This window comes from Kitasatospora cheerisanensis KCTC 2395 (genome assembly GCF_000696185.1).
Classification (GTDB): Bacteria; Actinomycetota; Actinomycetes; order Streptomycetales; family Streptomycetaceae; genus Kitasatospora; species Kitasatospora cheerisanensis.
The window spans coordinates 3,592,984-3,605,792 of the sequence record NZ_KK853997.1 but is presented as its reverse complement, the minus strand read 5'-3'; the positions used below and the strand labels follow the sequence as shown (position 1 = coordinate 3,605,792).

The 12,809-nt window shown below is 75.6% G+C and carries 9 protein-coding genes and 2 pseudogenes; 10 read left to right on the top strand and 1 reads right to left on the bottom strand.

All coding sequences use genetic code 11. The features are described 5' to 3' along the window. Positions 1–72 precede the first annotated feature (72 nt). Entirely contained in the window at positions 73–1,074 is a 1,002-nt protein-coding gene (locus KCH_RS16325) for an SAM-dependent methyltransferase (protein ID WP_035863751.1), read from the top strand. 14 nt (positions 1,075–1,088) lie between these two features. Beyond that, a complete protein-coding gene (locus KCH_RS16320; RefSeq protein ID WP_035863748.1) occupies positions 1,089–2,252 on the top strand; it encodes an NADH-quinone oxidoreductase subunit D in 1,164 nt (387 codons plus the stop codon). Positions 2,253–2,438: 186 nt separating this feature from the next. Here KCH_RS16320 and KCH_RS16315 read toward each other — a convergent pair whose 3' ends face one another. Beyond that, on the bottom strand, positions 2,439–3,299 hold the full coding sequence (locus KCH_RS16315; RefSeq protein WP_035863746.1) for a DUF3109 family protein: 861 nt from the start codon (positions 3,297–3,299) through the stop codon (positions 2,439–2,441). Positions 3,300–3,521: 222 nt separating this feature from the next. Here KCH_RS16315 and KCH_RS16310 point away from each other — a divergent pair, with 222 nt between their 5' ends. From KCH_RS16310 to KCH_RS16285, 8 genes and pseudogenes are all read left to right on the top strand, one after another. Beyond that, on the top strand, positions 3,522–3,866 hold the full coding sequence (locus KCH_RS16310) for a WXG100 family type VII secretion target (protein WP_035863745.1): 345 nt from the start codon (positions 3,522–3,524) through the stop codon (positions 3,864–3,866). Positions 3,867–3,895: 29 nt separating this feature from the next. After that, positions 3,896–4,267, top strand: a pseudogene (locus KCH_RS47655) (WXG100-like domain-containing protein); the annotation flags it as partial. 2,042 nt (positions 4,268–6,309) lie between these two features. Then, a pseudogene (locus KCH_RS47210) lies at positions 6,310–6,798 on the top strand (toxin glutamine deamidase domain-containing protein); the annotation flags it as partial. A 30-nt stretch (positions 6,799–6,828) separates the two neighbouring features. Further along, the gene (locus KCH_RS44530) at positions 6,829–7,131 is read left to right on the top strand and encodes a hypothetical protein (protein WP_244305341.1); all 303 of its coding nucleotides are present in this window, start codon (positions 6,829–6,831) and stop codon (positions 7,129–7,131) included. Further along, positions 7,128–8,405, top strand: coding sequence for an SUKH-4 family immunity protein (locus KCH_RS16300; RefSeq protein WP_035863741.1), 1,278 nt, complete (start codon positions 7,128–7,130; stop codon positions 8,403–8,405). Before KCH_RS44530 ends, KCH_RS16300 begins: the two co-directional genes overlap by 4 nt. Positions 8,406–8,454: 49 nt before the next feature. Beyond that, positions 8,455–9,408 carry a Ppx/GppA family phosphatase gene (locus tag KCH_RS16295; RefSeq protein ID WP_035863739.1) on the top strand — a complete coding sequence of 318 codons (954 nt, stop codon included), beginning with the start codon at positions 8,455–8,457 and terminating at the stop codon, positions 9,406–9,408. Between the two features lie 134 nt (positions 9,409–9,542). After that, complete coding sequence (locus KCH_RS16290) at positions 9,543–9,899, top strand: hypothetical protein (protein ID WP_035863735.1); 357 nt, start codon at positions 9,543–9,545, stop codon at positions 9,897–9,899. After that, positions 9,896–12,643, top strand: a complete 2,748-nt coding sequence (locus KCH_RS16285; RefSeq protein ID WP_035863733.1) for a hypothetical protein — start codon at positions 9,896–9,898, stop codon at positions 12,641–12,643. Before KCH_RS16290 ends, KCH_RS16285 begins: the two co-directional genes overlap by 4 nt. Positions 12,644–12,809 lie beyond the last annotated feature (166 nt).

Here is a 12,809-nt window from a genome sequence, read left to right as displayed (position 1 = left end):
GTCCGTCGGGAGAGCGATCCGGGGCTACTCCCCAGGGTGGAGATCGTCTCCTCCCCGGTAACGTCGCCGGCTATGACATGGATGCGGTGGCGGCCCGCGATCGAACACGCCCTGTACCGGCCCGACGGCGGCTTCTACCGCAGGCCGGAGGGCCCGGCCGGACACTTCCGCACCTCCGTGCACGCCTCCGCCCGGTTCGCCGGCGCGGTGGCCCGGCTGCTCGCCGGGGTCGACGCCGCACTCGGCTCGCCCGCCCGGCTCGACTTCGTGGACGTCGGCGCCGGCCGCGGCGAACTCACCGTCGCCGTCCGCGACGCGCTGCCCGCCGGACTCCGCGACCGGGTCGCCCTGCACGCCGTCGAACTCGCCGACCGCCCGGCCGGCCTGCCCGGCGAGATCGCCTGGGGCCCCGGGCTGCCGGGCGCCGTCACCGGCCTGCTGTTCGCCAACGAGTGGCTCGACAACGTCCCGCTCGACCTCGCCGAACGGGACGAGGACGGGGTGCTGCGCTACGTCGAGGTCGCCCCCGACGGCGCCGAACGGCCCGGCGGGCCGCTCGACCCGGAGGACGCCGCCTGGGCGGACCGCTGGTGGCCCGGCGAACGCGTCGAACTCGGCGCCCCCCGGGACGCCGCCTGGGCCGCCGCCGTCGCCGCCCTCGACCGCGGCCTCGCCGTCGCCGTCGACTACGCGCACACCCGCGACACCCGCCCCCCGTACGGCACCCTCACCGGCTTCCGCGACGGCCGGCAGACCGCACCCGTCCCCGACGGCTCCTGCGACCTCACCGCCCACGTCGCCCTCGACTCCGCGGCCGTCCCCGGCCACCCGACGCTGCTCACCACCCAGCGCACTGCCTTGCACGCCCTCGGCGTCAGCGGCGCCCGCCCGCCGCTCGCCCTCGCCGGCACCGACCCGGCCGGCTATCTGCGGGCCCTCGGCGGGGCCGGCGAAGCCGCCGAACTCACCGCCCCGGCCGGACTCGGCGCGTTCCACTGGCTGGTCCAGGCCGTCCGCATGCCGGTACCGGACGACCTCGCGGCCCTGCCGGGATGGCAGACTCTCCCCTCATGAAGGAGTCGACGGCCATGACGGAGACCACGGTCGGCATCGGCCCGGGCGCGCAGACGCTCCCCGGGGATCCCGGCAGCACCGACATGGTGCTCAACATCGGTCCCCAGCACCCGTCCACGCACGGCGTGCTGCGCCTGAAGCTGGTCCTCGACGGCGAGCGGATCAGCTCGGCCGAGCCCGTGATCGGCTACATGCACCGCGGCGCGGAGAAGCTCTTCGAGGCCCGCGACTACCGGCAGATCATCATGCTGGCGAACCGGCACGACTGGCTGTCCGCCTTCGCCAACGAACTCGGCGTCGTCCTCGCCGTCGAGCGGATGCTCGGCATGGAGGTCCCCGAGCGCGCCGTCTGGCTGCGGACCCTGCTCGCCGAACTCAACCGGGTGCTCAACCACCTGATGTTCCTCGGCTCCTACCCCTTGGAGCTCGGCGGGATCACCCCGATCTTCCACTCCTTCAACGGACGCGAGGAGCTCCAGCACGTGCTGGAGGAGGCCTCCGGCGGTCGCATGCACTACATGTTCAACCGCGTCGGCGGCCTCAAGGAGGACCTGCCGGCCGGCTGGCTCGGCCGGGTCCGCACGGCCGTCGGCGTCGTCCGCTCGCAACTGCCGGTCTTCGAGGACCTCGTGCTCGGCAACGAGATCTTCCGCGGCCGGACCGCCGGGATCGGCGTGCTCTCCCGCGAGCACGTCCACGCGTACGGCGTCAGCGGACCGATCGCCCGGGCCAGCGGCGTCGACTTCGACCTGCGCCGCGACGAGCCGTACCTCGCGTACGGGGAGCTCCAGGACGTCCTGCGGGTGCCCGTCCGGGACGAGGGCGACTGCCTGGCCCGCTTCGAGTGCCTGCTGGAGCAGACCGCGAACTCCCTCGACCTCGCGGACGCGTGCCTCGACCGGCTGGCGGAGATGCCCTCCGGGCCGATCAACCTGCGGCTGCCCAAGGTGCTCAAGGCTCCCGAGGGGGAGACCTACGCCTGGACCGAGAACCCGCTCGGGCTGAACGGGTACTACCTGGTGTCGCGCGGCGAGAAGACGCCGTGGCGGCTCAAGCTGCGGTCGGCGTCGTTCAACAACATCCAGGCCCTGACCGAACTGCTGCCGGGGACGCTGGTCGCGGACATGGTGGCGATCCTGGGGTCGATGTTCTTCGTGGTGGGAGACATCGACAAGTAAGGGCGAGGAGAGCCCCGACAGGGGCTCGGGGACCGGCGAGGCCCTGTTGCCGGCGGTCGAGGACGGCGGTCGGTCATGGCTGCGACGGGCCCTACGGCGGGGACCCGAAACTCATGGACCTTCTCGCGCCCCCAGAACCAGCCGCAGACTCGGCCTCGCCGTTCCCCGAGCCCCTGATGGGTGCCCCTACTGGTCGGCGGGGTGCGGGGCGAGGCGCGGGTTGTGGGCCTCGCAGAGGGCGACGAGGGCGGCGTACGCGTCCGGGCCCATGAGTTCGGTGAGCTCGGGGCGGTAGGAGACGTAGACCGGGTCGGGGGCGTTGTGGGCCTCGGGGGAGCCGGTGCACCACCAGTGGAGGTCGTGGCCGCCGGGGCCCCAGCCGCGGCGGTCGTACTCGCCGATCGAGACCTGGAGGTAGCGGGTGTCGTCGGGGCGGTCGATCCAGTCGTAGGTGCGGCGGATCGGGAGCTGCCAGCAGACGTCCGGCTTGGTCTGGAGGGGTTCGAGGCCCTCGCGCAGGGCGAGGACGTGCAGGGCGCAGCCGGCGCCGCCGGGGAAGCCAGGGCTGTTGAGGAAGAGGCAGGCGCCGTTGACGCGGCGGGTCTGGCGGTCGCCGTCCTCGTCGAACATGGTGATGCCGCCGTCGCGCCGGATCCGGCCCTTCGCGTCGGTGCCCTCCGCGTGGTGCTCCCAGATGTCGGGGGTGAGGCGGGCGGCGTGCTCGGTGACGCGCTGCTCGTCGTCCTCGTCGGAGTAGTGGGCGCCGAGGGTGCAGCAGCCGTCGGACGCGCCGCGGCCGGGCTGGATGCCGTGGCAGCCCTTGCCGAAGATGCAGCCCCAGCGGGAGGTGAGCCAGGTGAGGTCGCAGCGGAACACCTGGTCCTCGTCGGCGGGGTCGGTGAACTCGACCCAGGCGCGCGGGAAGTCGAGGGCGACTTCGCGGACGGTCGGCATCGCCAGGTCGACGACCGGGCCCTTGCCGGGCACGGGGGCCGGGCCGGACTTCTTGGACTTCTTGTTCTTCTTCGCGCTCTCAGCAGGTGCCACCCGGCAAGGGTATGGCCTGGGCCGGGGCGGCCGTCGTGCGGCGGCGCGGCTTTGCTGCGGGTTTGTCGGAGTTGGGAGGGTTTTCGGGGGGCTTGGTGGTCGGTGTAGGTGAAACGGCTGTGAAAAGGGCCGCCGCCCGGGCGGCGGGGGCGGCGCGCGGCCCTAGGATGTCCCAGCCGGGGGTAGTCGGGCGCGCGAGCGCCCTTGCACGGGGGAGTGCACATGGGCGACAAGGTCGTCATCCGGTCGTGGGAACTCCACGGCGAGGGACGGGAGTTCGAGACCGTCTCGAAAGAGTTCGGCAGCGCCGCGAAGCAGTTGGAGAGCGGGCTGGCGGCGCTGGGTGCGCCGTGGGGCAGTGACGCCCCGGGCAAGCCGTTCGGCAGCGCGTACGGCGAGGCCCGGGAGGGCGTGCTCGCCGGGCTGCAGGGTCTGGCGGAGCGGCTCGACCGGATCGGCCGGGGCCTGCACACCATGGCGGACAGCATGGAGCGCACCGACGGCGAGATCAGCGCGGACTTCAACGCGCCGTCGCTGAACCACCCGACCGCAACCGGCCGGGCCTGAACCGCAGTCAGAGCACGCGGCGGGCGGCTGTGCACGCCGAACCGCACCACCCGAAGGGGGAGCACGTGTCCAGGAACCTGCCGGAGGAACTCGCCCCCGCGCTGGCACGGACCGGCCACGCGTGGCCGCAGGCGGACGAGGACGGACTGCGTCAAGCAGCCGGTCTGTGGCGGGAGTTCGGCTCCGAGGCGGACGCCCTGGTGCGCCGCGGCAACACCTCCGCGCAGCGGGTGGCCGGGGAGAACGCGGGCCCCGCGGTGGAGGCGTTCAGCACGCACTGGCAGCAGTTCAGCGGCGGCGGCCGCGGCCAGCTCGACGACGCGTCCGCGGCGGCCGGCCTGGTGGCCGCCGCGCTGGACAAGGCGGCCGGCGTGGTCGACCACAGCAAGGCCGAGATCGTCGCGGTGCTCCAGGAGCTGACCGAGAAGATCCGGGCGGCGGACGCCGCCGAGGCGAAGGCCAAGGCGCAGATCGCGCAGGCCGGCAAGGAGCTGACCTCCGGGGTCGGCGGCCTGGTGTCCGGCCTGGTGAACGGCGCGGCCGGCGTGGTGAAGGAGGGCGTCGCCGAGGCCGAGGAGCTGGCCGCGGTCGCCGACGCCAAGCGGAAGATCGGCCAGCTGCTGGAGCAGCTGGAGCGGGACATGGGCGAGGCGGCGAAGTCGCTCGCCAAGGAGCCTCCGCTGGTCGCCCTGGAGCGGATCGCCCAGGCCGACGGCCGCGGCCTGCACGGCGAGAACCGCGAGTCCTCGATGGCCGCGCGTTCCGGGCAGGTCACCGGCGTGCTGGCGAAGTCCGGGGTGGCCCGCGCGGTGGAGGTCGCCGGGGTGGCCGGCGTGCACGCCGAGCTGAAGGCCGACGGCACCGTCAAGACCGACCGGCACGGCAACCCGGTGCTGGTCGGCGAGGACGGCCAGCGGGTCAAGGGCGTCGAGGGCGTCAAGGTCACCCAGGGCGCGGACGGCACCCAGCAGTTGGTCGGCCCGGACGGCACGCCGGTCAGCGGCGTGGCGATGGGCGAGGACGGCAAGCCGCTGCTCGGCAAGGACGGCAAGCCGCTGCTGGTCGGCCTGACCGGCGCGCTGGTCGGCACCGGCATCACGCTGGCCCTCGGCCTGGACGGCCACCCCAAGCTCGGCGAGGACGGCCACCCGCTGATGATGGCCGCCGACGGCAGCCAGGTGTCCGGCCTGGTCACCGACCAGAAGGGCCACCTGGTGACCGGTGGCAACGGCCAGGCCGTCACGGTGAACGCCGCGATGCAGGCGGTCGGCCCGAACGGCCAGATCGTCCAGTTCGGCGCGGACGGCCGCCCGCTGGACCTGCTCGGCCCGGACGGGCAGCCCGTCCAGGTCGCCGACGGCCAGCACAACGGCGGCCCCTTCGCGGACGGTTCGCGCGGCGGCCACGGCAACGGGCACGGCCACAACGTCCCCGGCGGCGACCAGGGCAACGGCCCGGGCGGTCAGAACGGCCCGGGCAGCAACGGGCCGGGCGGCAACGGCCAGGGCAACGGCGGCATCTCGGTCAAGGCCAACGTCGGCGGCCTCGGCGTCGACGTGTCGCTCGGCCAGGACACCCAGCCGCAGTCCGCCCCGGCCGGCGGCGGGCACCGCGGCAACTCGGGCTACCAGAACAACTCGGCCGCCGCCTACGGCGGTTCGCACGGCGGCGGCAACGGCGGCGGCTACGGCAACGCGGGCGGCGGCGGCTCCTACGGCGGCGGTGGCGGCGGCGGTTCGTACGACTACACCCCGCCCGCGCCCTCGCACGGCCCGGTGTCGGTGCACGTCGACTCGGTGCTGGCGCCGCCCCCGCCGGCCGCCGCGCCCGCGGTGGACGCCGACATCTGGTCCTCCGGCAGCGCCGGCGGCGGCGGTGGCGGCGGTCACCACGGCGGCGGCAACTCCGGCTCGTCGTTCGGCGGCGGCTCCGGCGGCTCGTCCGGCGGCTCCTCGTTCCAGCTCGGCCCGGTCGGCGGCGGCTCCGCCCCGGTCGCCGGCGGCGGCCTGCCGGTCGGCGGCCGGTCGGCGCGGGCCGGTGGCCGGTGCGGCCCCGGTCGGCGCCGCACCCGTCGGCACGCCCGGCGCGGCCGGCACTCCCGGCGCCCGGGCGCCGCGGCCGGCACCCCGGCGCCCCGGTGCGGCCGCGGGCGCAGCGGCCGCAACCCCCGGTGCTCCCGGTGCGGCCGCGGGCGCGGCGGCCGGCACGCCCGGTGCGAGCGGCCAGGGCGGTTCGGCGGCCGCGGTGGTCGGCGTCGGCCAGCACCCGGCGGACGGCCGCGCGGTCGCGGCCCGCCCGGTGACCGGCCCGGTCCCGCCGCGGGCGGCGGCGGCATCGGCCAGCACGCCCCCGGCGGCCCCGTCCGGCAGGAGCCGATGGCGGACATCCGGCGGCACGGCCCCGTCGACGAGTCCGGTGCACCGGTGCACCAGGCGTCCGCCGCGTGGCTGGTGATCACCGGCGGCCGCAGCGGCGGCACGGTGCTGCCCGGCTCCGGCGAGCAGACGGTCCGCACCCTCGCCGACAGCCGCCCGTACGGGCTGCCCGGCGGGCTCGGCCCGGTCGACCCCGCGCACCAGGCCGAGGTGGTGCGCCGCACCCCCGCCCCGTACCCGGACCCGATGGTCGGCGAGTGGATCGAGGTCCTCAACGGCGGCGGCCCCGGCGAGAGCGGACGCGCCAACAACTGCGTGGACGTCGCGCTGTCCGCCGTCGACACCCTCGGCGGCGCTCCCACCTGCGCCGCGCCCGCCTGCCCGACGGCCCGGCCGGCGAGCGCGGCGGCCGCGACCGCGCCGAACTCGAACTCGGCACCCGCTTCCTCGACCTCGGCGACGGCGCCGAGGCCCACGGCAAGCTCGGCCAGGCCCTGCTCGCGCACGGCACCGGCACCCGCGCGGTGCTGCTCACCGTCGACGGCTTCGGCCGCTCGCACACCTGGAACGCCGTCAACCACAAGGGCGTGCTCAGCTACCTCGACCACCAGACCGGCTACGCCGCGCCGACCCCGCTCTACCCGGCCGACCACGGCCTGTGGGCGATCGCCGTGGACGCCGCCGACCGGCCGATCGACCTGACCGCTCCGCTGCCCGTCACCGTCGCCGTCCCGGCCGGCGAACCGGCCGCCGCGGCGGGCGAGCCCGGGCCGGTGCCGGCCACCGTCGGCGGCCCCGCCGAGGAGCCGGCCGCCGAGGAGCGGCCCGTGGCAGCGCCGCCGCGCTCCCGTCTCACCATCCACCGCACCACCGGGAGCACCAGCCGATGATCACCCGCGAACAGGCCCTCGCCACCGCCCACCGCTGGGTCAACGGCGACCTCCCGCAGGAGGGTTCACGGCCTGTCAGGTGCCACGAGTTCGACCTCGGCTGGGTGCTCTGGCCGGAGCCCGCGCCGATCCTCACCGACCCGCTCACCGGGGTGCGCCGCGCCCCCGAGGAGATCGGCACGGCCTGCGCCGTCGTCGACCGGGTCAGCGGCGAACTCACCGTCTTCCCGTCCGTCCCGGTGCCCGAGGTGGAGCGGCTCTACCGCGACCGCCTCGGCGCCGGCAGCCACAACCCGGCCCTGCCGCCGGTCACCGGCCCCGGCACCCGGGCCGTGATCGGCTACCGGGACGACAAGGGCGCCACCCGCTCGCTGACCGTGCACTCCGCGCACGGCCACCCGCACCCCGCGCTGCGCGCCTGGCAGCAGCTGTCCGCGCAGGGCGTCGCCCTGGAGAACCTGATCGCGCTCCGCACCGACCTGCGGCTGTCGATGCTGCCCGGCGGCTACTGGGAGCACGTCATCGCGGCCCGGCTGCCCGGCGTCCGGATCGAGTTCGAGCAGCCGTACGGGCCGCGCCACGACCACCGGGCGGCCGCCGTCCGGGCCCTGGTGGCCCGCAGCGGCCGCCACTACAACCGGGTGCCGTTCCCGCTCGCCGTGCCGCCCGCCCAGCCCGAGGACGAGACCGGCCTCGGGAAGCGGCTGACCGGACTGTTCGGCGAGGACGGCGTGCACCGCTTCGAGCAGGCCGCGGTGCTCGCCGCCGACCTGCCCGAGCCCGCCGCCCGCGCCCTGCAGCGCACCGGTCTGCCGCGCACCGTCCCCGGGTTCTTCACCCTCCACCTGCCCGAGGGCGACGGCATCGCCGAACAGGCCGGACCCGTCCTGCCCGACCTGGCCGAGCACCTCGCCGCGCTCGGCCGCGGCCGCCGCACCACCGCCGCGGCCCGCGCCGCGCTGCTCGGCCAGCGGCTGCTCGGCTCCGACGGCTGGGCACTGTTCACCGTCGACACCGCGCAGGGCCGGATCCGCGCCGTCGACCCAGACACCGGCGAGGCCCGCTACTGCAACGCCGACCTCGCCGCCTTCACCCGCTGCCTCGCGCTGCTCGCCGAGCGCTACCCGCGCCTGCGCGACCTGCCGCCCGAGCAGGCCGGCCCGGCCGTCGCCGAGTTCCAGTGGGCGCTGGCCGCCCTGGACCGGACCGCCCTGCGCCACCCGGAGAACTGGTGGGCCGTGATCGTCGAGCAGCTCTGGGACGGAATGCTGTGACCCCGCCCGCACCCCGGCAGGTCACCGGGTTGGGCTAGGTTGGACGGTCATGCGACTCGGTGTGCTCGACGTAGGCTCCAACACCGTCCACTTCCTCGTGGTGGACGCCCACCCCGGCGCGGCCCCGCTGCCCGCCTACTCCCACAAGGCCGACCTGCGCCTCGCCGAGCTGCTGGACGAGGACGGGGCGATCAGCCCCGTCGGCATCGAGCGGCTGGTGTCGATGGTCGCCTCCTCGCTGCGGGTCGCCGAGGACAAGGGCGTCGTCGACCTGCTGCCGTTCGCCACCTCCGCCGTCCGGGAGGCCGCCAACGGCGAGGAGGTGCTGCACCGGGTCCAGGACGAGACCGGCGTCGCCCTCACCGTGCTGTCCGGCCAGGACGAGGCCCGGCTGACCTTCCTCGCCGTCCGCCGCTGGTTCGGCTGGTCCTCGGGCCGGCTGCTCAACCTCGACATCGGCGGCGGCTCCCTGGAGATCGCCTGCGGCCTCGACGAGCAGCCCGACGTCGCCACCTCCCTGCCGCTCGGCGCCGGCCGCCTCACCTCCCGCCTGCCCGGCGACATCGCCGACCCCGGCGACCTGCGCGAACTGCGGCGGCACATCCGCGCCGAGATCGCCGGCGCGGTCGGCGACGTCGCCCGGCTCGGCGCCCCCGACCACTCGGTGGCCACCTCCAAGACCTTCAAGCAGCTGGCCCGGATGACCGGCGCCGCCCCCGAGGGGGCCGGGGTCCGCGTCCCCCGCAAGCTCACCCGGGCCGGCCTCTCCGCCTGGCTGCCCCGGCTGGCCGCCATGACGCCCGCCGAGCGCGCCCAGATCCCCGGCGTCTCGCTCGGCCGCGCCCGCCAGCTGCTGGCCGGCGCGCTGGTCGCCGACGCCGCGATGGACCTGTTCGGCCTGGAAGAGCTGGACATCTGCCCGTGGGCGCTGCGCGAGGGCATCATCCTGCGCCGCCTCGACACCATGGACGGCCAGGACAGCCGGGTCGCGATCGAGGCCTGATCGTCCGACGGCGAATCAATTCCCGATCCGCCGTCGGCAATTCGCATGCGAGCCGCTAGGATCCGGTCGTTCTGGGGAGAGCGCTTGTTCGGGGGGATCGCATGTCCGTGCCGTTTTCCGGTCGCCGAAGAGTGATGCGGTGGGTCGCCGTGGTCGGCGGTCTGCTGGTCCTCGCCGTGCTGGTGTCGCTGGCCGTGCTGCTGCCGGGCGGGGACGGGAAGCCGACGGCCTCCGGGACGGCACCGGCCTCCGCCCCGCCGTCCGCCTCCCCGTCCGCCACGACGACGCCCGGCGCCGGGACGAGCCCGTCCCCGTCCGCGTCGGCCACCCCGGAGGCCCCGGCGTCCCCGGCGCCCTCGGAATCCTCCGACGGGACGACGGACGAGGACGACTCGACCGGCGCCGGCGGGTCCGGCAGCGGGAGCCGGTCCGTCCAGGCCGGTGACCACGGGACCACGACCACGCACCGGCCCACGCCGAAGCCGGCGTGACGCCCACCCGCACTCCCACCCAGGCCCCGACCCGGACCCCCGGCCCGACGCCCACCCACTCGCAGTCGCCCTCGCCGTCCGGTTCCGCCTCGCCGTCCGGTTCCGCCTCGCCGTCGCCCCGCCCGTCGTCCTCGCCCTCGCCGGGCGCCTGCCCGGCCGGGCTGGAGCCCCAGGTGGTGGTGAACTGCCGGGTCGCGCCGCGCAGCACGGCGCAGTTCGACCTCGCGGTGGCGCACTCGCGGGACCTGGTGATGGTCCGGGTGTCCGGCCAGCTGTACCGCGCGGCGCCGGAGCTGTTCGGCCCGGACGGCAGGCGGATCGCCTGCCAGAGCCCGGCCGACCCCGCCGAGCGCGGCCGGATCCGGTGCCTCACCGAGGCGGCGGGCACCTACAAGCTGCGGCTGGACAACGCGGGTACCGAGACCCTGTCGATCGCACTGTCGTACCTGCCGGTGCTCTCCACCGGCACCTGCGAGGGCGTCGCCGCCGCCGACATGTCGCCGGCCTCGCCCACCGTCTACGGGGGCAACGTGCCGGTCGGCCTGGCCGGTACCTGCTACCGGACCGACTTCGCCTCCGGCGACCTGATGCGGCTGATCGCCTCCAGCCTGGACGCGAGCGTGTTCGACGCCACCGCCCGGGAGATCTGCACCACCTCCACCGCGTACTCCGACTGCCGGCTGACCGGCGCCGCCCCCTACCGGGTGGTCGTCCACGGCGCGTGGGGCAACGACCGGGGAAGCTACCAGCTGGCCCTGACCCGGCTCTCGCAGCCGGATGACTGCCCGGTGGTCGAACCGCAGGCATTCGGTACGGGCCCCGACCTGACGGACACCACCCGCTGCCGGACCCTGCGGGTGCCCGCCGACGGCCGCTACCTGCTCCGCGGGACCGGCGACCGGGGGTGGAAGAGCGGCTTCCTCTACCGCGCCGACGCGCTCCGCCGGGGCGACACCACCAAGCTCTGCGAGAACGAGGACTACTGCGGGCTCACCGCCGGCGACTACGTCTACACGGTGAACCCGAGCACCTACCCGGTCCCCTACGGAATGGTCCTCCGCTCGGTCACCGAGACCCGCGGCTGCACCACCGGCCGGGACGACCAGATGGCCTCCGGCGCGCCCGTCGAGAACTTCGGCGCCGCCGGGAAGGACATCTGCCGGACCCTGCCGACCGCGTCCGGCGAAGCCGTCTACGTGCTGAACGGGGCGACGGCCGGCGGCGGGACGGCCCGCTACCGCCTGCTGGACGCGGCCGGCACCGAGCAGTGCCGGGGCCAGACCGTCTACGACACGTACCAGGTGTGCCGGCTGACCGGCACCGCCCCGTTCCGGCTGCTGGCGGAGGCCGAGGGAGCGTTCGACCACCGGCTGCTGGTCCAGCGGGTCGGCGAGACCGCCGGCTGCACGCCGTGGGGCGCCTCCGGCTACGGCACCGGCAGCGGCCTCCGCACCGGCCTGTCCGGGCGGCCGGCCGACGGTGCGCTGGAGAACTGCTTCGCCGTTCCGGCCGACCACCCGGTGACCGAGCTGATCGGCTACCGGCTCTCGGGGCCGCAGTACCAGTCCGTGCTGCACCTGGTCGACCCGTCCGGCAACGAGTTCTGCCGGATCGTCGCGGGCCGGACCGACACCTGCCACTCGCCGGCCGGCCGGCCGTACACCGCGGTGCTGACCAACGGCCTCGGCCGGTTCGACTTCACCGTGGTCCGCCGGGACGCCACCCCGGCGGCCGCCTGCGACCTGCCCGCCGCCTCGGGCCGGATCGGCAGCCCGTCCACCGGCTTCACCTTCGAGAGCTCCGTCGACGCGCACTGCACCACCTTCGACGCGGCCGCCGCCGACCTGCTGCAGGCGAGCACCCACGCCAACACCGACCAGGCCACCGCCTGGCTGACGGTGGTGGACGCCGACGGCCGCACGCCGTGCGCCGGCTGGGCCAAGGACTGCCGGGTCACCGGCTCGACCCGCTACCTCGCCGCGGTCGCCTCCCAGGACCCGCTCGACCGGACCCCGCTCCCGGGCGGGCTGGACGTGTGGCGACTGGCCACCGCCGACGGCTGGGCGCCCGAGTGCACCGCCCACCCGGTCTCCGCCGACGGCTTCGGCCCGCTCGGCGGGACGCTCAGCGACGACGCCCCGCTCTACTGCGCGGTGCTGGAGATGCAGCCCGGCCAGCGGCTGGACGTCGCCGCCGTCACCGACGACCGGCTGGAAGGCGCGCGGCTGAGCGTGGCGGGCCGGGAGAACTGGGCCGACGGCGACACCGCCTACACCTGCGCCCGGGACTCCTGGCTCCCCTGGATCTCCACGGTGTGCACCTACAAGGGCACCGGCACCGGGCACGCCGTCCTGCTGTTCAGCCCGGGCCAGGCCCACCTGCCGCTCGCCTTCACCCTGCAGGGCGCCCGGCCGGGCACCGGCACCGCGCGCTCCGGCGTCCCGGAGGCGATCACCCCGGCCACGGCGACCGGCAGCGGCTACGTCGAGGCGACCGTCCGCGGCACCGGGCTCAGCCTCAACTCGCAGCTCCGGTTGACCAACGACCAGCTCTGGTGCGGCGGCCTGGACGTGCGCCCGCTGGGGGTGAACGCGGACGGCACCGAGCTGCGGGTCCGGATCAACGTGGCGGGCACCTGCACCGGCGACTTCGACCTGGTCGTCGCGGGTGTCAGCTACCAGAAGGGCGTCCCGGTGCCGGGCTACCTGCCCAGGGCGTTCACGGTGCTCGCCCCGACCGGGTGAGCTTCCCCACCGGTCGGTGAACCCGTCGGGCGCGCGGGATGCGCTTAACCTGGTTCGCGTGGCGGATACAGCGGACGAGCGGAAGCCGAGGCGCGGTCCTCTGCCGTTGAAGGCGGCGAGGGCCGCCCGCGCTGCCCGGCGGAAGCTGGAGCGGCCGCCGCTGCTG

Bases quoted from the DNA above. Each gene is read 5' to 3' on its own strand.
- KCH_RS16325 (WP_035863751.1), top strand. From the start codon at position 73: ATGACATGGATGCGGTGGCGGCCCGCGATCGAACACGCCCTGTACCGG.
- KCH_RS16290 (WP_035863735.1), top strand. From the start codon at position 9,543: ATGCGGTGGGTCGCCGTGGTCGGCGGTCTGCTGGTCCTCGCCGTGCTG.
- KCH_RS16320 (WP_035863748.1), top strand. From the start codon at position 1,089: ATGACGGAGACCACGGTCGGCATCGGCCCGGGCGCGCAGACGCTCCCC.
- KCH_RS16295 (WP_035863739.1), top strand. From the start codon at position 8,455: ATGCGACTCGGTGTGCTCGACGTAGGCTCCAACACCGTCCACTTCCTC.
- KCH_RS16310 (WP_035863745.1), top strand. From the start codon at position 3,522: ATGGGCGACAAGGTCGTCATCCGGTCGTGGGAACTCCACGGCGAGGGA.
- KCH_RS16300 (WP_035863741.1), top strand. From the start codon at position 7,128: ATGATCACCCGCGAACAGGCCCTCGCCACCGCCCACCGCTGGGTCAAC.